General features: G+C 55.0%; 17 protein-coding genes and 1 tRNA gene. 11 read left to right on the top strand and 7 right to left on the bottom strand.

The window, feature by feature from the left end:
* Positions 1-21: 21 nt before the first annotated feature.
* From B5E65_RS03025 to B5E65_RS02980, 10 genes are all read left to right on the top strand, one after another.
* Positions 22-918: an ABC transporter permease gene (locus tag B5E65_RS03025; RefSeq protein ID WP_087170376.1), complete on the top strand. Its 897-nt coding sequence runs from the start codon at positions 22-24 to the stop codon at positions 916-918.
* Positions 911-1705, top strand: a complete 795-nt coding sequence (locus B5E65_RS03020) for an ABC transporter ATP-binding protein (protein ID WP_087170296.1) — start codon at positions 911-913, stop codon at positions 1703-1705. The genes B5E65_RS03025 and B5E65_RS03020 overlap by 8 nt, the downstream gene beginning before the upstream one ends.
* Positions 1706-1866: 161 nt before the next feature.
* Entirely contained in the window at positions 1867-3276 is a 1410-nt protein-coding gene (gene radA / locus B5E65_RS03015) for a DNA repair protein RadA (protein ID WP_087170295.1), read from the top strand.
* A gap of 50 nt (positions 3277-3326) precedes the next feature.
* Positions 3327-4931: a peptidoglycan D,D-transpeptidase FtsI family protein gene (locus tag B5E65_RS03010; protein WP_087170294.1), complete on the top strand. Its 1605-nt coding sequence runs from the start codon at positions 3327-3329 to the stop codon at positions 4929-4931.
* A gap of 308 nt (positions 4932-5239) precedes the next feature.
* Positions 5240-7906, top strand: coding sequence for an alanine--tRNA ligase (gene alaS, locus B5E65_RS03005; protein WP_087170293.1), 2667 nt, complete (start codon positions 5240-5242; stop codon positions 7904-7906).
* Between the two features lie 113 nt (positions 7907-8019).
* A complete protein-coding gene (locus tag B5E65_RS03000) occupies positions 8020-8361 on the top strand; it encodes a histidine triad nucleotide-binding protein (RefSeq protein ID WP_087170292.1) in 342 nt (113 codons plus the stop codon).
* Positions 8362-8390: 29 nt separating this feature from the next.
* Positions 8391-8930 (top strand): phosphoribosyltransferase family protein, encoded by a 540-nt coding sequence (locus B5E65_RS02995; RefSeq protein ID WP_087170291.1) that lies wholly within the window; start codon positions 8391-8393, stop codon positions 8928-8930.
* A gap of 6 nt (positions 8931-8936) precedes the next feature.
* Positions 8937-10991: a ComEC/Rec2 family competence protein gene (locus B5E65_RS02990; protein ID WP_087170290.1), complete on the top strand. Its 2055-nt coding sequence runs from the start codon at positions 8937-8939 to the stop codon at positions 10989-10991.
* Positions 10978-12000, top strand: coding sequence for a DNA polymerase III subunit delta (gene holA, locus B5E65_RS02985; RefSeq protein ID WP_087170289.1), 1023 nt, complete (start codon positions 10978-10980; stop codon positions 11998-12000). Before B5E65_RS02990 ends, holA begins: the two co-directional genes overlap by 14 nt.
* Positions 11997-12602, top strand: coding sequence for a ribonuclease M5 (locus B5E65_RS02980; protein WP_087170288.1), 606 nt, complete (start codon positions 11997-11999; stop codon positions 12600-12602). Before holA ends, B5E65_RS02980 begins: the two co-directional genes overlap by 4 nt.
* Positions 12603-12653: 51 nt before the next feature.
* On the opposite strand, the gene B5E65_RS02975 is transcribed toward B5E65_RS02980, so the two are convergent.
* Both B5E65_RS02975 and B5E65_RS02970 read right to left on the bottom strand, forming a co-directional pair.
* Positions 12654-13547, bottom strand: coding sequence for an RluA family pseudouridine synthase (locus B5E65_RS02975; RefSeq protein ID WP_087170287.1), 894 nt, complete (start codon positions 13545-13547; stop codon positions 12654-12656).
* Positions 13544-15526, bottom strand: coding sequence for a DUF6311 domain-containing protein (locus tag B5E65_RS02970; protein WP_087170286.1), 1983 nt, complete (start codon positions 15524-15526; stop codon positions 13544-13546). Before B5E65_RS02970 ends, B5E65_RS02975 begins: the two co-directional genes overlap by 4 nt.
* 138 nt (positions 15527-15664) lie before the next feature.
* On the opposite strand from B5E65_RS02970, the gene B5E65_RS02965 reads away from it, so the two are divergent.
* Positions 15665-15751: transfer RNA gene (locus B5E65_RS02965), tRNA-Leu, on the top strand.
* 81 nt (positions 15752-15832) lie between these two features.
* Here the strand turns inward: B5E65_RS02965 and B5E65_RS02960 are convergent.
* The 5 genes from B5E65_RS02960 to dapB all read right to left on the bottom strand — a co-directional run bounded on the left by B5E65_RS02960 (position 15833) and on the right by dapB (position 19901).
* A complete protein-coding gene (locus B5E65_RS02960; protein WP_087170285.1) occupies positions 15833-16372 on the bottom strand; it encodes a flavodoxin family protein in 540 nt (179 codons plus the stop codon).
* A gap of 44 nt (positions 16373-16416) precedes the next feature.
* Entirely contained in the window at positions 16417-17280 is an 864-nt protein-coding gene (locus B5E65_RS02955) for a DUF3737 family protein (protein WP_343286380.1), read from the bottom strand.
* Between the two features lie 175 nt (positions 17281-17455).
* Positions 17456-17920, bottom strand: a complete 465-nt coding sequence (locus B5E65_RS02950) for an ACT domain-containing protein (RefSeq protein ID WP_087170283.1) — start codon at positions 17918-17920, stop codon at positions 17456-17458.
* Positions 17921-17945: 25 nt separating this feature from the next.
* Positions 17946-19142, bottom strand: coding sequence for a CapA family protein (locus B5E65_RS02945; RefSeq protein ID WP_087170282.1), 1197 nt, complete (start codon positions 19140-19142; stop codon positions 17946-17948).
* 3 nt (positions 19143-19145) lie between these two features.
* The gene (gene dapB / locus B5E65_RS02940; RefSeq protein ID WP_087170281.1) at positions 19146-19901 is read right to left on the bottom strand and encodes a 4-hydroxy-tetrahydrodipicolinate reductase; all 756 of its coding nucleotides are present in this window, start codon (positions 19899-19901) and stop codon (positions 19146-19148) included.
* Positions 19902-20034 lie beyond the last annotated feature (133 nt).

Here is a 20034-nt window from a genome sequence, read left to right as displayed (position 1 = left end):
TTTCAATCTTTCTTGAATGCGATGCCCGGCGCGGTGGCGCAGGGGCTGATCTGGGGCATCATGGCTATGGGTGTCTATCTGACCTATAAAGTGCTGGATGTGGCGGACCTGACAGTCGATGGCTCTATCTGCACCGGCGGCGCTACCGCCGTAATGGTTATGCTGGCGGGTCACAGTGTTTGGCTGGCACTGCTGTGCGCGCTGCTGGCGGGGCTTCTGTGCGGCCTTGTTACCGGGCTGCTTCATACTTTCATGGGGATCCCGGCTATCCTGGCCGGTATTCTTACCCAGCTTTCTCTGTACTCCATCAACCTGAAAATCATGGGCAAGTCCAATCAGTCCATCAACGTGGATCAGTTTGATCTTCTGATTTCACTGCGTTGGGTTAAAGAGTTTTCCCTGCGCAACCCGGTACTGGTGGTATCGCTCTTCACGGTTGTGATTATTGCACTGCTGTACTGGTTCTTCGGTACAGAATTGGGCTGCTCGATCCGGGCCACCGGATGCAATCCGAACATGAGCCGCGCCCAGGGCATCAATACCAACCGGAATGTCGTGTTGGGCCTGATGCTTTCCAACGGGCTGGTAGCACTCTCCGGCGCTCTGCTCAGCCAGTATCAGGGATTTGCAGACCTGAATATGGGCCGTGGCGCCATCGTGATCGGTTTGGCTGCGGTGATTATTGGCGATGCCATCTTCGGGCGTATTTTCCGCAATTTTGCCCTGCGCCTTTTAAGCGTTTGTCTGGGGGCTATTATTTACTACCTGGTATACCAGTTTGCCGTACAGCTGAAACTGGATCCGGATATGCTCAAGATGCTTAGCGCTATGGTGGTCGCCGTGTTCCTGGCGGTTCCGTATTGGAAGAGCAAATACTCCCGCATCAAGGTAAAGGAAGGAGGCGCTGACCGTGCTTAAGCTGGAACATGTGGTAAAAGTTTTCAACCCCGGCACCGTCAACGAAAAGGTAGCGCTGAATGACCTTTCGCTGGAACTGAAAGATGGGGATTTCTGCACGGTAATCGGCGGCAATGGCGCCGGTAAAAGCACCATCCTGAATGCGGTGGCAGGTACCTGGCTGGTGGATCGGGGTCGTATTACCATCGACGGGAAGGACGTAACCCGTTTGCCGGAGCATAAGCGTGCTGCTTTTCTGGGGCGTGTGTTCCAGGATCCCATGACGGGCACAGCCGCCGATATGGAAATTGAAGAAAACCTGGCGCTGGCAGCCCGCCGCGGTCAAAAACGCGGGCTTGGTATTGGCATTACCCGCAAGGAACGGGAAGAATACCGGGAAATGCTCAAAATCCTGGATCTGGGGCTGGAGGATCGCATGACCGCCAAGGTAGGCCTGCTGAGCGGCGGCCAGCGCCAGGCTCTGACCCTGTTGATGGCTACCCTGAAAAAGCCGAAGCTGCTGCTGCTGGACGAGCATACGGCGGCCCTTGACCCTAAAACCGCGAAGAAGGTTCTGGAACTGAGCGCCAGAATTGTGGAGGAAAGCCACCTGACTACCCTGATGATCACCCATAACATGAAAGACGCCATTTACTATGGCAATCGGCTGATTATGATGCATGAGGGCCGTGTAATCTTTGATGTTTCTGGCGAAGAAAAGAAAAAGCTTACGGTTCCGGATCTGCTGGCCAAATTTGAAGAGGTCAGCGGCGGCGGGATCGCCAACGATCGTATGGTCCTTTCCTAACCATTTTTTGTCCCAATAAACAGGCACACGCCCCGGCTGCGGAAGTCAGCCGGGGCGTGTGCCTGTTTATTGGAAAAGTGGCCCTGTTCAACCGGGATGGTTTCGGGTATAATAGAATGCATATTGATGATCCCGAATGCAAAGGAAGGGCAGCGAAACCAATGGCAAACAAGACGAAAACCATTTATGTGTGTTCCAATTGTGGCGAGGTAAGCCCCCGCTGGATGGGCCGCTGCCCCTCCTGCGGGATGTGGAACACCATGACCGAAGATGTAGAACAACCCGCACCTGCCCCGGCAAAATCCGGGCGTGGGGCTGCTGCCAGAGTGCCGGGAGTAACCAGCCTGGTGCCGCGCCGCCTCAGTGAAATCAGCACTACCGAAGAAAAAAGCCGCATTATTACCGGTATCAGCGAATTGGATCGGGTGTTGGGCGGCGGCATTGTGATCGGCAGCGTAGTACTGCTGGGCGGTGAGCCCGGCGCAGGCAAATCTACCCTGCTGCTGCAGCTGTGCGGCGCAATTTCCCTGCAGTATCATGTGCTTTACGTGACGGGTGAGGAATCGGTGCGGCAGATCAAGCTGCGTGCCAATCGTCTGGGGGTTCCGCAGGATAACATCTCACTGGTAAGCGAAAATGAAATCGACGAAATTTGCGGCCTGATTGAACAGATGAAGCCCCAGCTGGTGGTGATCGACTCGATCCAGACCATGCATTGCGGGGATATCGCTTCTTCTTCCGGCAGTGTTTCTCAGGTAAAAGAGTGCTCTTCCCGGCTGCTGGCGGTAGCCAAAAGCCTGGAAATCCCCACCTTTATTGTGGGGCACGTGAATAAGGACGGCGCCATTGCCGGCCCCAAGGTCATGGAGCATATCGTGGATACGGTACTGTATTTTGAAGGGGACAAAACCCTGCCGTACCGGGTTCTGCGTGCGGCGAAAAACCGGTATGGTTCCACCAATGAGATCGGTATGTTCGATATGACCGGTGAGGGCCTGGAGGAAATCTCCAACCCGTCCCAGCTGCTTCTAAAGGGGCGACCGCTGGGCATCAGCGGCAACTGCGTGGCTTGTACCATGGAAGGCACCCGCCCGATCCTGAGCGAGGTTCAGGCGCTGGTTACCAAGAGCGGTTTGGGCACACCCCGGCGAACCAGCAGCGGCTTTGACTATAACCGGGCCAACCTGCTGCTGGCAGTGCTGGAAAAGCGGGCAGGCTTCTTCTTTGGCACGCTGGACGTATATATCAACATTGTAGGCGGTTTGCGCTTGGATGAAACGGCCTGTGATCTGGCCGTCTGCCTGGCAATGGTTTCTTCACTGCTGGATCAGCCGGTGGGAGATACCACCATTGCGCTGGGCGAAGTGGGGCTGGGCGGTGAAATCCGCAGTGTGACCCACCTGGAATCCCGGCTGCGCGAAGCGGCCCGTATCGGCTTTACCCGGGCAATTGTTCCGCAGCACAGCCTGTCGCAGGTGGATCGCTCTGGTCTGGAGGGGATGCGGCTGATCGGCGTGCGCTATCTGCGGGACGCAATCGCAGCGCTTAAGCAAGGGGAAAACCCGGCATAAAAGAATAGCATCCCCGGAAAAGGGCCACACTCTTTTCCGGGGGTGTTTTTATGCGTGCCAAACGGGTGATTGCGTTGTTTGCTGCGGCCTTGCTTTTGTACTCTGTTGTTTTGGGGCGGCTGTTCATTACGGCCTCAAACCGGGAGTACGGGCAGACGGCCATGGCGCAGACCGTCACCACCTTGACACTGTCGCCCCGCCGCGGGGATTTTTTTGACAGGAACGGGAACAATCTCACGGGATATGGCACGGAATATTATGCCCTGTCCATTCCGTCAGAGGGAAGTTATACGCGGCTGTTTGACTATGTCTCATATCGGGAACAGACACTGCTGTATCAGCGGCGCAATGCGACCACTCCATTTCTTGTTCAGGTAAGCACGGATCTCACGGATCAAGGAATCTATACCTATGCCAGAACGGGGCGATATTGGCCCATACCGGTAGCCGTGCATCTGCTGGGTTATCTGGATGGGGATGGAAATGGCGTATCCGGCCTGGAACTTACCTGCAACGAACAGCTTTCCGACAGCGGCGGTGCCGACTACGTGCAGTGCATCACCAATGCCAGCGGCCAATTGATGGAGGAGCAGCCGCCCCGCCTTACCGAAACTGGTACGCAGGCAAATGGTGTTATGCTGACACTGGATCTGGGAATCCAGCGTGCCTGCGAGGCGATTGCGCAGCAAACCATACAAAAAGGGTGCATTCTTGTAATGGAGCGCCGTACAGGACGTATCCTGGCCAGTTCCAGCATGCCGGTTTTTGACCCGGATAATGTGGCGGACAGCATCGAGGCGAACGACACATCGCTGCTGAATCGCCCGCTTTGTGCATTCAATGTCGGCTCAGTGTTTAAACCTGTAATGGCAGCATTGGCACTGGAAAAGGATATGGGCTGGTTTACTTGGGAATGTACCGGCAGCACTGAAATCAACGGACATGTTTACCACTGTGCAGGCAACACCGCACATGGCATGGTCAACCTGGACAGCGCGCTGACCGAAAGCTGCAACTGCTACTTTATTCAGCTGGGTCAGCTTCTGGGGGGCAAAGCAATTCAGGAAATCGCGGCACGCTTTGGCTTCGGTGAAACCCAGACCCTGGCGGAAGGGCTAAGTGCCTCGGCCGGAAATCTGCCCGATGCCAATACCCTGCAAAACAAGGGGCAGCTGGCGGGCATCAGTTTTGGCCAGGGCGAACTGCTGGCCACACCTTTGCAGGTTCTGTCCATGATGAATGCCATTGCCAATGACGGTGTTTTCCTGGATCCGTCCGTGCTGTTGGGGGCTTGCACAGCTGATGGTTCGCGGGTGATTGATCCGGCGGAACAAACCGGTCAAAGAAAGGCAATCAGCGATTCTGTCGCCGGCAGACTCCAGGGAATGCTGCGCCGGGTAGTAGAAGAGGGAACCGGCCGTGCGGCTTCCGAAGTTCCCGGCGGTGCAGCGGGAAAAACCGGTACGGCACAGACAGGCCGGTACGCAGAAGACGGCACCGAGATCATGGACCTGTGGTTTGCTGGATGGTATCCGGACGAGAAACCGAATTACACCATTCTGGTTTTGCAGGATACTGCGACAAACACCCTGAGCAGCTGTACCGAGATTTTCGCACAGGTATGCCAGGCACTGTACTGGCTGGAAAACAGTTGACAACCGCAGCCGGGAAGAATATAATGAATATGTATGAAAAAGGCAGAGAAGGGGCCAAGACATTGGCTGTCGCCTCCAGAGAAGAGCCGGTTGGTGCAAGGCTCGGCAGGCAGTCCGCTCAAGCCACCCCGGAGCCTCCGGCGAATCAAACCGGACGTAAGCGCGGCGTTAACGCGGCAGAGTGGCGGTATACACCATATGCCGCAAACCGGGTGGTACCACGGAAGCGTTCAGCCTTCGTCCCAGTAACAGGGGCGGAGGCTGTTTTTTGTGGCTCTGTTCGTAATAAGAAAAGGAGAAATCACACAATGCAATGGACTGGATTGAACGAACTGCGTGAAAAGTACCTGAGCTTTTTTGAGAGCAAGGGCCATCTGCGCCTGGGCAGCTTTCCGCTGGTTCCGAAGGACGACAACAGCCTGCTGCTGATCAACAGCGGTATGGCCCCCATGAAGAAGTGGTTCCTCGGCCAGGAGGAGCCGCCCCGTCACCGGGTGACCACCTGCCAGAAGTGCATCCGTACGCCGGATATCGAGCGGGTTGGCATTACTGCCCGTCACGGTACCTATTTTGAAATGCTGGGCAATTTCAGCTTCCAGGACTATTTCAAACGGGAAGCCACTGCCTGGGCCTGGGAGTTCCTGACCAAGGTGCTGGAGATCCCTGCTGACCTGCTGTACATCTCGGTGTATGAAGAGGACGATGAGGCTTGGGATATCTGGGTCAATGAAGTGGGCATTGATCCCAGCCACATGGTCCGTTTTGGCAAGGAAGACAACTTCTGGGAGCATGGTTCCGGCCCCTGCGGTCCCTGCAGCGAAATCTACTTTGACCGTGGACCGGAACATGGCTGTGGTAAGCCCGACTGCAAGGTCGGCTGTGACTGCGACCGTTACATGGAAGTCTGGAACCTGGTCTTCAGCCAGTTCGATTCCGACGGCAAGGGCAACTATACCCGCCTGGAAAAGCCCAACATCGATACCGGTATGGGTCTGGAGCGCCTGGCTTGCGTGATGCAGGGCGTGGGCAACCTGTTTGAAGTGGACACCGTGCAAGCGATCCTGCATCACGTGGAACGCATCAGCGGCAAGACCTACGGTCAGGATGAAAAGACCGATATCTCCATCCGCGTGATCACCGACCACATTCGTTCCACCACCTTTATGGTCAGCGACGGCATTCTGCCCTCTAATGAGGGCCGCGGCTATGTGCTGCGCCGTCTGCTGCGCCGCGCTGCCCGTCATGGCCGGATGCTGGGCATCAACCGCCCGTTCCTGACCGAACTGGTGGATACCGTTATCCATGAAAACAAGGCCGGCTATCCCGAACTGGAAGAGCACGCCGATTACATCAAGAAGGTCATCAGCACCGAGGAAGAGCGGTTCTACAAGACCATTGATCAGGGCATGGCAATCCTGAGCGGCCTGATTGACAGCATCGAAAAGGCCGCGCTGGAAGGTAAGAAAAAGATTCTGTCCGGTCTGGATGCTTTCAAGCTGAACGATACGTTCGGTTTCCCGCTGGATCTGACCAAGGAAATCGCGGCCGAAGCGGGTGTCCTGGTGGATGAAGAGAACTTCCGCATCGAAATGAAGAAGCAGAAGGAGAAGGCCCGCAAGGATCGTCTGAGCCGTGATATTTCTGGCTGGGCTGCGGATATCTTCGGGGAACTGGATGCGGCTCCCACCACTTTCACCGGTTATGATACCCTGACTGAAGAGGCCACTGTGCTGGCTCTGTCTGATGAAGAGGGCCTGAAAGACGCGGTTTCTACCGACGATGGCGCTAAGGAAGGCATTCTGGTGGTGCTGGATCACACTCCGTTCTATGCGGAAATGGGCGGCCAGGTGGCCGACCAGGGCACCCTGACCAGCGGCGACACCAGCCTGAAAGTTCTGGATGTGAAGAAGACTCCGAAAGGGTATTTTGTTCATACCTGTGTGCTGGAAAGCGGCATGATCCAGGTGGGCCAGACTGTGACCGCTGCGGTGAACAAGGGCCGCCGCCGTGCCATCGCCCGCAACCATACCAGTGCTCATCTGCTGCAGCAGGCGCTGCGCGATGTACTGGGCAACCATGTGCATCAGGCTGGTTCCTACGAGGATGACGAACGGGTGCGTTTTGACTTTACCCACTTCAGCGCAATGACCCCTGAGGAGATTGCGCTGGTAGAGCACATCGTAAACCAGAAGATCTTTGCCGCGATGGATGTAACTGTGCGCAACCTGCCGCTGGCTGAGGCCAAGAAGATGGGCGCTATGGCCCTGTTTGGCGAGAAGTACGGCGAGATCGTACGGGTTGTGGACATCGAAGGATACTCCACCGAATTCTGCGGCGGTACCCACGTAAAGAACACCGCGCAGTTGGGCTGCTTCAAGATTTTGAGTGAGTCCAGCGTGGCGGCGGGTGTTCGCCGCATCGAGGGCACCACCGGTATGGGCGTTCTGCGCCTGCTGGACGAGCGCACCGAAATGCTCCACCAGGTGGCTGATGCGCTCAAGGTCAATAGCGTGCACGATCTGCCTCTGCGCGCCGTTACCATTGCCGGTGAACTGAAGAGCACGCAGCGCGAACTGGAGGCAGCCAAGGCTGCTCTGGCTGCCAACAAGATTGACGGCTTGTTCGAGAATGCGCAGGATGTAGAAGGCATCAAGATCATGGCCGCGTATTTCTCCGGTACCGGTTCGGATACCCTGCGCAGCATGTGCGACAAGATTCGTGACAAGGCCCCCAACACGGTTGCTGCGCTGGTTGGTGCCAGTGACGGCAAGATCACCCTGGCGGTATCCTGCGGTAAGAATGCACAGGAGCGCGGCCTGAAAGCTGGTGCCCTCGTCAAGGCGATCGCGGCTGTAGCCGGCGGCAACGGCGGCGGCAAACCGGACTTTGCCATGGCTGGTATCAAGGACGCTACCAAGGTTGACGAGGCCCTGGCGGCTGTGGCCGGTATTGTGCGCAGTGCGCTGAACGGCTGATAGAAAAGCATCTGGACGTTAACCACCCGTCCTGGCTTGTGTATAAGCCAGGACGGGTGGAAGCCGTGCACAGCACGGAATAGTTTCGTATCGAAAGGAGTGAACCCAGCGTTATGGAGAATTGCCTGTTCTGCAAAATTGCGGCAGGGGAAATCCCTTCCAACAAGTTGTATGAGGATGACCAGATTCTCGCTTTCCATGACATTGATCCGCAGGCTCCGGTGCACTTTTTGGTGATTCCGAAACAGCATGTGGACTCGGCTGCCTGCCTGGAAGAGACCGACAGCGCGCTGGTCGGACACATCTTCGCTGTGATTGCCCGCCTGTGCAAAGAGCTGGGCTGTGAAGATGGCTACCGGGTTGTTACCAATGTGGGCGAAGATGGCGGACAGAGTGTAAAGCATTTGCACTTTCATGTGCTTGCCAAGCGCAGTCTGGCCTGGCCTCCGGGCTGATTTGAAAGCAGGAAAGGAGATCGTTTATCATGCCGGATACCTATACTCTGCAGGTCGCTGGGGTTACCCGCGAACTACCTATCTGCAAGATTAATGAACACCTGTCTATCGCAGCGTTTATCATGTTCAGCGATGTGGAGCTTACAGTTGCCTGCGCGCAGGCACTTTTGGAAAAGTGCCCTGAGTTTGACGTGATTGTTACTGCTGAAGCCAAAGGCATTCCTTTGGCCTATGAGATGAGTCGGCAGAGCGGGAAGCTTTATATTCCTGCCCGTAAAGGCACAAAGCTTTACATGAGCGAGCCTGTCGTTGTGGAGGATCAGTCCATTACGACCGCTGCCAAGCAAACGCTGGTTATCGACAAGAAGGATCTGGATGCCATGAACGGCAAACGTATTCTGATTGTGGATGATGTGATCAGCAGCGGCGGCTCTCTGCATGCGCTGGAAGCGCTGGTGAGCCGCAGCACCGGTAAGGTTGTTGCCCGCGCCGCTGTCCTGGCCGAGGGTGACGCTGCCGAGCGGGACGATATTGTTTTCCTGGAAAAGCTCCCTCTGTTTGAGCACTGATTCAGAATGGTCATTCGCAGAAAACTTGCATTGCTGGGCTTGTTCTTTCTGCTTTGCCAACTAGCCGCAGCACAGATGCCGCCGGGCACATGGTTCGCCCTGACGGCTGTATGTGCTGCGGCCATTTTTGTGTTTTGCCGCTTCTTTGCCAAACAATATACGCTGCTGTTTCTGCTGCTGAGCGCTGTTGCGCTGGTTGGCTTTCAGCAGTTGTATGTACACTTAATTTTGTATCCGACGGCTGCACAGCATCAGGGAGCCAATTTGCCCTTGCTGGTCCGTGTTGAGAAAACAGGAGAATGCTATGAAGATGACCGTGTCAGCGCACAGGTAACAGTTTTGGAGAGCGATGGCAAAAGCTGTCACTATACCGCTTACTGTTCTGTTTTTCCGAATTCTGAACCTGGAGAACTTGTACGCGGTCTCTTTGACGTTTCCACTCTTGCAGACGATGAGTACAAACTGTCGAGACTTGCGGATGGGATTTATCTGGAATTGACCTATCTTTCAGACGCGGACTGGATAGGGGAACAGCAGACTTTCTGGCTGGCTGTTCAGCAATGGCGGCTTATGCTTTCCAGAAAGATACGCCAGTATATCTCATTTGATGCAGGATCCCTGCTCTGCGCTATGACGCTGGGAGAACGCACCGGCCTGTCTGAGGAATGGGAGATTCTCTTCCGGCAGGCGGGTGTCTCTCATCTTCTGGTAGTTTCCGGTCTGCACCTGAGCCTTGTCTGCGGAATTTTAGCCGGTTCATTGAAAAACAGCCGGGTTCGTGCTGTGGCAAACCTGGTGATATTTCCGGCATATGCTGTGCTGACCGGCTTTTCGCCCTCTATTTTTAGGGCAGGAACCGCACTGGTGATTGGAAGTATAGGTGCGCTGTTTGCGCTTCCGGTTGATTCCTTCACGTCTCTGGGCATGGCGGCTCTGCTTTTGGGAATTGCCAACCCGTTTGCGTCCTGCGATTTGGGATTGCAGCTGTCTTTTGCCGCAACCTTGGGTGTTCTCTGCGCCGGCGCGCTTTACTCAAGAGTGACCCGAAATCAGTATCCGGTGCCCCGGCGCTTTCAGCTGGTTAACATACTGCTTGTGCCGGTTTTTGCTGCCTGGTTTTCACTTCCGGTTCAGCTTGCCCAGAATATGGAACTAAGCGGTGTCTCTGTGCTTTCCAACCTGCTTTGCCTGTACCTGATTCAGCCAATTCTGGTGCTGGGCCTGCTGTGTGCGGTGTGTGCCCTGACGCCGATGCTTGCAGTTCCCTTGCAGCTGCTATCACGCCTGGCAGAAATTCTGATTCGGCTGCTGGTTGCCATTCTGCGCGCCACAGCTTCGCTGCCTTTTTCCCGTATTGTTCTGGAAAAGGATTACTACCTTTGCGCCTGGATGATCTTGATGGGGCTTGCCCTGCTTTTCTGGTTCAGCCCGCATCATTGGAAACGGATGCTTATAATCCTGCCATTCTGCACAGCGTTTGCTGTTGGAATCAGTACATTTGCCTCTTTTGGCCTGGTACATGTGGCGCTGGTGGGAAGCAGTTCTTCTCCTTGTATGATTGCATGGCAGGGAGATGACGCCATACTTGTTTTTCAGGGAGGGTACAGCGCGGTTAAAGAAGTAAGAGAGTATCTGGAGGTTCGTTGCCTGGACCTGCGTTATATACTGGATATACGGCAAAAGGCGGATAACAATTTCTGGGAGGAAGCTGCTTGTCCTGCGATCCAGGTGCAGCAGCTGCCCGCCGGGATGCAGACAAACCACCAAGTTTCTGATATACTGGTAGAGAGCTATCACGCTAAAAATGGATGCCTTGCCCGCCTTAGTGTGGGTGGTTACTCAATGGTTCTCTGCAGCGGCACAGTTCGTTTGGCAAACCCGCTGGCGGCCAGTGTTTGGATCCTGGGAAACTCTGGTGAGTCCAGTGATATCCAGGCGGATTTGCAGATTTCGCCCGGCCGTCTGGCAGGTGGGGAGGTCTTGTATGGTGATGGCGATATTCTGGAGATACGGCCGGGAAAAAGCGTCCGTATGATCGAGGTCTATCATGTTGATGAATGAAAAAGAATGGAAAAGCGCCTTGAAGGCTGATACACCTGTATTCTGCTTCTGGGGCGAGGAAGAATACTCGCTTCATAAAACAGCCCGCCAGACCTTGCAGGCATTGACGGAACAACAGGATGAGGTAACCGTTTTGCCGGGCCCTGCCCCGACCATTGAAGAAATCGTAATGGCGGCAGGAACTATTTCTTTCTTCGGAACCCGCCGTGTGGTGCTTATGGAGCGTCTGCGGCCGGCGGATTACAGCGACAAAGATATTAAGGATTTGTGTGATGTGTTGTCCAGCCTGGAGAGCGCTGTATTTATCATCACGGTGCTGCTGGAGAACGCCAAAGACGCAGGCGGAAAACGGGTCAAAAAATTGCTGGAGCAATGTGGCAAGAGTGGGTACTGCGCAGAACTGAAAAAGCCAGGGCCCCAGGACCTGTGCCGCATGCTGATTGCCCGTGCTAAAGAGCAGGATACGCAGCTGGATATGACCACAGCACAGGTCATCCTGGATCGCTGCGGCAGCGATCCGTTTGCACTGAGAAATGAGGTGGACAAGCTGGCTGCCTCCTGCGGCTATACTCAAATCACACCGGCGTTGGTGGCGGAACTGGGCACCCGAAGCCTGGAGGCGGATGTCTGGGAAATGGTGCGTTCCATGACCGCCAAAAACGGAGGCAAAGCGCTGGAAAAACTGAGGATCCTGCTGGAGCAGCAGAATGAGCCGCTGGCAATTCTGGGGGCTCTGTCCGGCAGTTATATCGATATGTGCCGGGCAGGTGCTGCCCGTACAGCCAAGCGCAGCAGCGAAGAATTGTATAAAGAGTTTCATTATTCCGGAAGCCCTTACCGGATCAAGGCTTCTATGGATGCAGCCCGGCGTTACTCCACCGAGCAGCTGGACCAGTGCATTGAAATCCTGATGGAAGCAGATCTGGCTATCAAACAGACGCCTGTGGATGCAGAGGTCATCCTGCAAACGGCGTTCTGCCGCTTGGCGGCTGTGGGGGTGAGCCGATGAGTCAGGAACGACTTCGTGTTCGCCAGGTCATTGTGGTGGAAGGCCGGTACGATGCAGCCGCTTTGGAGCCGCTGGTGGACGGGTTGATTCTTACCACCGACGGATTCGGGATTTTTAAGGATAAAGAAAAGCAGCAGCTGCTGCGGGAACTGGGGCGTGCGAGAGGCGTGCTGATTCTGACAGATTCCGATGCTGCCGGCTTTCGTATCCGACGCTTTGTGGAAAATGTGGTGGGGAAGGAGAGGACCCTTCAGGCGTATGTGCCCAGTCTGCCCGGCAAAGAGAGACGCAAAGCCGTTCCCGGTAAAGAAGGGCTGCTGGGGGTGGAAGGAATGGATGCTGCCGTATTGCGGGCTGCCATTCTGAACGCCGGGGCGCAGCAATGTGAGCCCCGTAAAGGCCGGACGATTACCCACGCGGATTTATTTGCCTGGGGCCTGTCCGGACGCCCTGACTGCCAGCAGCAGCGGTTTTTGTTTCTGAAACGCCTGGGCTTACCGGTGCGGCTTTCCAAAACGGCACTTTGCCGGGTATTGAACTCTCTTTACAGCTATGAAGAAGTAGAACGAATCGCGCAGGAAACGGCGCTGACAAATCAATAAGAAACCGGTGGCTGTCTTCACGAAAGTGAAAGGCAGCCACCGGTTTATCGTTTATTGCAATTCCCCACGCTGTACCTGACCGCAATACCAGGGCATAGGCAATTCAAAAGTCTGCCCACTTACACCGGCAAGTTCCGGCTGAGACAGTTTTGGAAAATACAACCGCCAGGCGCACAGGGCCTGATAGCGGAAGTGAAGTTCCCGGTTTGCGGCGTTGTTGCCATACTTGCTGTCACCCAAAATAGGGCATCCAATGGAGGCCATATGGGCCCGAATCTGGTGGGTCCGCCCGGTAATCAGCTGCACTTGCAGCAGAGCGAGCCGCCCGCTGACGGCAAGGGTTTTATAGCGCGTTTCTACCGGCTTTGCCGTTGGGCCCGGCCGCGGGACAATCCGGACAACGCCTCTTTGAGCGTCCTTGGACAGATATCCTCCCAGTACACCCGCGGCTGGATCTGGCCGCCCAAAGGTTACGCAGAGGTATTCTTTCTGCAGTTCCCGGCGGCGGATCAGATCGGTGAGAAGCGTTTCCGCCCGATCTGTGCACGCCAGCAGCACAAGACCGCTGGTGCCGGTATCCAGCCGGTGGCAGAGCCTTGGCTGTGCGGAAGTACCCTCCGCTGCTTTGCGGGCTCGTGCCAGCAGGCTGTCTCCTTCCGGTGCATCCACGGGAAGGCCAGCCGGCTTGTTTACCAGCCATACCTGTTCGTCCCGGTATACAAACCGAAGAGAATCCGGCTCTTCCAGCCAGGAATCCGGAATATACAGGCAAATTTCGTCTCCGGTCTGTACCCTAGTGGACAGCGGCTGCTTTTTTCCGTTCAGCTTGATCTTATTTTCCCGCAGCGCCTTGTTCAGACGGCCTAAACCCAGCTGAGGAAGTTGATTCATCAGGTACTTATCCAGACGAACCGGTGAAGAACTGTCTACGCAGATTCTTTTCATGATACAAACTCCAATTCCACACCGCGCAGCACGGCGGCGTCTTCTGTATCCAACGTAAGCATGATATACCCAGGGTCGCTGTCATCTACCGTCAGAATCTCGTAGCGGATACCGTTTGCCACAACAGCCGACGCCCCCTCCAGACGGCGGCGAAGCAACGGGGTATCATCGAACATAACGGTGCAGTTATCCCAGGTCAGTACGCCGTGGTCCCAGTTGGCATCGGTATAGTCCAGTACATAAATGGGATAGTCTTCGCTGTACAGCAGCGCATCCGATCCGGTATACGTCATGCCGGGAGCAATAATATAATGGCTATCCACCCGCGCACAGAATGCCTGCCCCTGCAACTGATCGGCCAGGCGGAGGAATATTCCTTCATTGTCAGTGAGATACAGACAGTCTTGCTGTATTTCGCCTTGTTCCAGCTGCTGAATCGTAGCCTCGCGACGGGCATTCAGCGTTTGCTGATCGGAGCGAGCGGCAAACGGATCGTCTGTGGTCATTCCGGCGTCTGCTGCCCACAATGCCAGATACAGAGTGTCCTCTGCTGTATCGCTCAGCGTTACCAGATGGTCGTATTTCCCGGCAGCCTGCCGCCAGAAATTGCTCTGCAATCCGCTGGCGAATTCCGCAGGCTGTTCGTAGTCCGCCAGCATTTGGCGACGCTCCAGCAGCGCAGGCGAGATGTCCCAGACCTGCAGTACTGCCACGGCACAAAGAAGAACGGCCAACCGTTTAGCAGACAGGACATCCTGCAAAGTTTTCAGACTGTACGCAATGATCAGGTAGTAAACTGGCCAGAACATCCGCCCGCTGGAACGGAACGAGGAGGCAAGCCGAAGCAACCACAACGGAAGTGGAATTTCCAACAGGGTGGCGCCGTTTGCTGAGACAACATTGCTTACGGCAAATACTGTCAGGCAAGCGCATACCAGAAGAAGCATCCCATGCCGACGCAGGGCTTTCCAGGGAGACCAGCGACGGAGAACGGTCTGCACAATGCGGATCACGACAGCACAAACAGCCATCAACAAAACGCCCAGGCCCAAATAGTTGAAACCATCATAGTTGCCCCGCACCTGATTCTGGATTGGCAGCAGGCGGCTCCAGGTTGATGTGCCGATACTGGTGGGGTTCCACAAGGCATTCAGGTTCATGCCGAAGTATCCATACAGTAGTTGGCCGCTGCTTTCGCTGAGTACGCCGGAAAACAAGCCAAACGCCCAGGCGGAAAGCAATGTTGCCCCAAAGTTCAGCAATAAAAAGGCGGCCGGACGCAGCCAGCTCCGATGCCGCAGCGCGTACTGCACCAGCATGGCAAACAGTACTGCATAGACCATTGGCACAAAGTAAGGATGCAGGCTGATGGCCAATGCGTTAAGAACAAACGCACCTTTGAAAAAATAACGGTCTTCCTGAACAGAACACACATAATAGTAGAGGGCCCATATAAGCAGGAAATGCGCCGTGAGTGAGGTGTGCCGGAAAGCGCGCTCTACCATGATAGGGCTCACAACAAACAGACAGCTTCCTGTCAAAAGAGCCCAACGGCTTTTCAGCAGCCGGTCAAGCAGCAGCGCAGAAAAGCCGCCCTGCAAACAAAAGCAGAGCAGTACATACCACCCGAAATACTGGAACACAGAAGGCAAAAGCGGCTCCAGCAAGCGGAAGAATGCGGCAAACAGGGGAATGGAATCGGTAAAGGCTACACTTAAACCGTCCGGCCAGTTTACATCCGGCGATACGCACAAAGGAAAGGAGAGAGGGGCCTCCCGGTAGAACAGCCACCCCGTGTAATGCTGGATGCAGTCTTTTTCAATAAAGCCGCCCCGCAGCCACGCATCCCAGGTGACGCCCAGTGTGCGTGTTCCAAAAATCAATAAAAACGCCAGAATCCCCAGCAGACAGCCCTCTGCAAAAAGCAGAGAACGGGCATGGCGGCGATCTGCCCCCAGCGTCGATGAAGAAAACCGCATAAGGAACCTCCCGGTTGTGGTGTGATACCGATTTCGGTGAATCGAATCCGCGGATTATTCTTTCTGATTTTAGCATCTTTGATGCGGGAATGCAATTGACAAGCTGACTGTAATCCTGTATGATTAAAATTGCAGTTTGCCGCTGTGGCGAAATTGGCAGACGCAAGGGACTTAAAATCCCTCGATGGAAACATCATACCGGTTCGATCCCGGTCAGCGGCACCATGGCAAGAAAAGCCCGGTCTTTTGACCGGGCTTTTCTTTGTGTATTTCTTTATGCTTTTGCGGAATGAGCCCCGTTCCAGGTTACACATTACGTCCCATCGCAAGTGCCTGCTCTATGGCAGGGTGGCCTTCGATCTGGCCGGGGTCGTTCACCCCTCCCGCAAAGACTGTGCCCGTCAGCCGGGCGCGCTCAAAACAGGCAATCCATCCTTCCAGGCCCTGGACGGCGCGAAAATCTGTGCCGGCCTCTTCCTCTGCTGCGGTGGAGAGCATATATACGTCCTGAAACTTATAATCCGACCCGTACAGGGGATTGGCACGATCCAGCATGGTTTTCAGCTGCCCGGACATCTCATAGTAATAGATCGGTGTGGCAAAAACCAGTACGTTGGCGTCATGCATCATCTGCACAATCTGCCCGGCATCATCCTGCAGTACGCACTTTCCGGTTCGGGTGCACGCCAGACATCCCTGACAGAATCCATAGGTGTGTTCCCGCAGGCGAACTTCCTGCACCGTGTGTCCGACTTCCCGGGCACCCTGCGCAAACGCTTTCGCCAAACGGTCTGAATTGCTGTTCGTACGGGGACTTGCCGAGATGATGCAAACAGTTTTACTCATAACGAAGCACTCCTTTTTGATGCACTAAACCCTGTCAGGCCAAGTCAGCCGGCAGGAGATAAAGGTTTATGGGATGGGCTGGCGGTTCCGATTATGATTTCTCCGTGAGCGCGGGGATCATCCCGAATTACCTCTTTGACTTCCGGCACAAGAATTCTCCCGCTCCAGGGATTCTTGATGCTTAACACCGGCGTGGTAATTTCTGCCTGTACGTCTGAACGCTCAAAGCAGAGATCCGTGTTTACCATCTCACAGTCAATCAGCTTCAAACCGCGGCAATAGCAGAAAGGCTGTGTTCCCTCAATGCGGCAATGCTCAAAGGTAACATTGCTGCAATACCAGGCGAGATACTCTCCGCGCACAACACAGTTGCGTATGACGGTATTCTTTGCGTGCCAGAATGCGTCCTTGGTGTCCAACACACTGTCCTCTATTACGGCGTTTTCCACATACTGGAAAGAGTACTTTCCGGTGAACTGCAACTGCCGCGCGGTGATATCCTTGGCGCGCAGCAGAAAATATTCACCTTGAATCCGGCAATTCTCCATCTGGATATTCGCTGTGGACCACCCGAATTCCGGGGAAATTTCATCACAAGAATCAAGAACGACCGAGCGGCACTCCCGCAGCGCTTTGATGCCGTGCATCTGTGTGTTGCGGATCTGAACATTTTCGGAATACCAAAGCGCCGCCCGGCAGGCTTCGTTCATCTCACAGTTTTCCATCACAACGCCGTGGTCGTGCCAGAGCGGATACCGCAGGTGAAAGGCACAATTTTCCACCCGGATCGAATCGCATTCTTTCAGGGCACTTTCCCCGTCGGCCGGCCCTTCAAACCGGCAATTCCGTACCAAGATATCGCGGCTTCCGTACAGTGCGCGTTCCTCATCCAATGATTGATGCTCCACGATTTTCAAACCAATCCCTCCCTGTACAGGAACATTTTTATTCGAATCCAGTATAATACAGCCTGCGAAAAAAGGCCAATACCTGTTTTGTATAACGTTCCATAGCTGAAATCTATAGAAGCTAATAAAAGAAGCCGGACTGCTTGAAAACGGCCCGGCTTCTTTAAATCGGCAATCAGTCTACACAGAACGCTTTATGCAGGGCAGACAACGCGACATCTTCGTTCTCTTCCCGCACCAGCAGAGAAATGTCCAGATCACTGGTGGTGATCAGAGCAACTTCGATGTTTTCGTCCGCCAGTGCGCTCAATGCACGGGCAGCAACCCCGCAGCTGGTTACCATTTCTTCACCAAACAGATTCAGCTTACTGTAGCCGCGGCTGATCAGCGGTGCTTGCTGCTTATCCGGAGCCAGCTTGGTGATAACCTGCATTACCGCCGCAAAAGCGTCTCCGCAAGTGGTAAAACTCAGATCGAACCGGGTGCCGCGCGGGGCACTCTGGCAGATCATGTCCACCACCACGCCGTTTTGCGCAAAAGCATCCAGATGATTGGCAGCACTCCGGGCTGAGTATTCGGCAGCCGGAAAAGTCACCAGCATCACATCAGGCTGACTTGTGATTTTGGAAACGCCATACATATTTCGATCGCTCCTCTCGTAAAAATCAGGCCATATCCAGGAATTCTTCACTGATGGTATTGGTCAGGACGTTGGATATGTAACTGCGGCTGAACTCCGGGTACTTGGCACGTACACCGTGCTGGGAAGCCAGTTCGTCGGTGTAGTCCTGGAACCAGTACAAACGAATGTTGCCGTAATTGGCATCATAATGGTTGATGACCGGATGCAGAACAGGGGACTGGATCACCGTCTCGCTGGTTCCATCCGGCTGGGTGGTTTTCTGGATGGTGAAATCCAGTACCGCACCGATCATGGTATCCATGGTGGACTGCGCGTTCAGATAGTTGCCCAGGGAATAGGCTACAAAACACTGCCGGCCATCAGCGGCGGTAAGCCATTGGGCATCCTGTACCACATGGGGGTGAGTGCCGATAATTACGTCTGCACCCCAATCCACCATTTGCTGGGCAAGATTGCGCTGCGCATCGGTGATGGTGTGACTGCCTTCTACACCCCAGTGATTGCTTACCACCACCAAATCAGCCAGTTGAGCCGCCTGGGTAATCTGGCTTTCGATTACGTCCAGTTCGCTGGTGTAGATCACATTCGCGACAGCACCGGAAGGCGTGGGGATACCATTGGTATGTTCCGTATACGCCAGGTAGGCAATGGTTACGCCGTTTACGGTTTGCAGGGTGATATTGGAGTAATCTTCCTGCCCGCGGTACAGGCCGCAGACCACCGTGTCTTCCGGCATGGTATCCCAGAATTCCAGGGTCGCTTCGATACCGCCGGCACCCTTATCATAGGTGTGATTGTTGGAGATGCTGAATACCCGGAACCCTACATCGTACAGATCGTGGGCCATCTGACCGGGAGTAGAAAAGCAGGGGTAGGTAGCAGGCTCATACTTATCGTTGATCAGGGTTTCCTGATTGATCCAGTTGATATCAAAGTCTGCGTAGAAATCCCGCACATTCTCATAGCAGTAGGAAAAATCGTATCCTTCACCGCCTGCACGGCGGTTTGCCTGTTTGTAAATGCCCTGGTGGATCAGATTGTCGCCAGTGGCGGAAAAACGCAGGGTTGTTACCTGCGGGGTAGGTTCAGGCGTTGGCGCTGCTGTAGGCGCAGGCGTAGGGTCGGGCTGTACGGCGGCGGGCAGATCGAGCTTTACGCCGGAGCAGCCGAATAGCAAAACAGCGCCCAGCAGAAGGGCCAGCAGCTTGTTCTTCAGCATGAATCAGTCCTCCAGAAGATCGCGCATCGTGTACAGACCGGCCGGCTTTCCGCACAGGAACAGCGCCGCATTGATGGCGCCGTTGGCAAATACACCGCGGGAAGCGGCGCTGTGAGACAGGGTAATTACCTCATCCTGGCCGCAGAACAGGATTTCATGCTCGCCCACGATACTGCCGCCGCGCACGGCGTGCAGCCCCATTTCGTGTACATCCCGGGCTTTGCGCACAGCATGCCGGTCATATACGTAGGTATAGGGCACATCTACCGAAGCATTGATGGCATCCGCCAGCAGCAGGGCCGTGCCGCTGGGGGCATCCACCTTGTTGTGGTGATGCTTTTCGATGATCTCGATGTCATAATCCAGCCCCAGCTTTTTGGCCGCACGGCAGGCCAGTTCGGCCAGCAGATTGATGCCCAGCGACATGTTGGCGCTCTGGAACACAGCTACCTTTTCGGATGCCTGACAGATTTGTGCTTTCTGCTCTTCGGAAAAGCCAGTGGTGCAGAGCACGCAGGGGAGGGAATGGGCTACACAATACTCCAGCAGCCGCATGGAGGCTTCCGGTGCCGAGAAATCAATTACCACATCTCCGCCGGCAGGCAGGTCGCTGGGAGAGGAAACAACGGGAATGGCACCTTCCTGCCCGGCGGACAGATCGATACCGGCCAGTACGCGGCAGTCCTGACGGCCTTCAATGCGCTCACACAGCGCACGGCCCATCTTGCCGCGGATACCTTGAATAATAATCTGCTTCATGGTTCACGTCCTTTGTCTGATGATTTGACGAACTTCGGGGCGAACGACAAAACGAAGAATCCTTCCGAAAATTGCCGGATCGCCGCATAATATAAGTATAGCCCGGGCCCGCCGCATTTGCAACGTGCCCGGG

The organism is Gemmiger sp. An120 (assembly GCF_002160955.1).
GTDB lineage: Bacteria > Bacillota > Clostridia > Oscillospirales > Ruminococcaceae > Gemmiger_A > Gemmiger_A avium.
Note: the sequence above shows the minus strand (reverse complement) of the source record. Positions and strands in the feature narration are given on the sequence as shown.

Coding starts and splice junctions, on each gene's coding strand:
- B5E65_RS03025 (WP_087170376.1), top strand. CDS start 22: ATGCCCGGCGCGGTGGCGCAGGGGCTGATCTGGGGCATCATGGCTATG.
- radA (WP_087170295.1), top strand. CDS start 1,867: ATGGCAAACAAGACGAAAACCATTTATGTGTGTTCCAATTGTGGCGAG.
- B5E65_RS03010 (WP_087170294.1), top strand. CDS start 3,327: ATGCGTGCCAAACGGGTGATTGCGTTGTTTGCTGCGGCCTTGCTTTTG.
- alaS (WP_087170293.1), top strand. CDS start 5,240: ATGCAATGGACTGGATTGAACGAACTGCGTGAAAAGTACCTGAGCTTT.
- B5E65_RS03000 (WP_087170292.1), top strand. CDS start 8,020: ATGGAGAATTGCCTGTTCTGCAAAATTGCGGCAGGGGAAATCCCTTCC.
- B5E65_RS02995 (WP_087170291.1), top strand. CDS start 8,391: ATGCCGGATACCTATACTCTGCAGGTCGCTGGGGTTACCCGCGAACTA.
- B5E65_RS02990 (WP_087170290.1), top strand. CDS start 8,937: ATGGTCATTCGCAGAAAACTTGCATTGCTGGGCTTGTTCTTTCTGCTT.
- holA (WP_087170289.1), top strand. CDS start 10,978: ATGTTGATGAATGAAAAAGAATGGAAAAGCGCCTTGAAGGCTGATACA.
- B5E65_RS02980 (WP_087170288.1), top strand. CDS start 11,997: ATGAGTCAGGAACGACTTCGTGTTCGCCAGGTCATTGTGGTGGAAGGC.
- B5E65_RS02975 (WP_087170287.1), bottom strand. CDS start 13,547: ATGAAAAGAATCTGCGTAGACAGTTCTTCACCGGTTCGTCTGGATAAG.
- B5E65_RS02970 (WP_087170286.1), bottom strand. CDS start 15,526: ATGCGGTTTTCTTCATCGACGCTGGGGGCAGATCGCCGCCATGCCCGT.
- B5E65_RS02960 (WP_087170285.1), bottom strand. CDS start 16,372: ATGAGTAAAACTGTTTGCATCATCTCGGCAAGTCCCCGTACGAACAGC.
- B5E65_RS02950 (WP_087170283.1), bottom strand. CDS start 17,920: ATGTATGGCGTTTCCAAAATCACAAGTCAGCCTGATGTGATGCTGGTG.
- B5E65_RS02945 (WP_087170282.1), bottom strand. CDS start 19,142: ATGCTGAAGAACAAGCTGCTGGCCCTTCTGCTGGGCGCTGTTTTGCTA.
- dapB (WP_087170281.1), bottom strand. CDS start 19,901: ATGAAGCAGATTATTATTCAAGGTATCCGCGGCAAGATGGGCCGTGCG.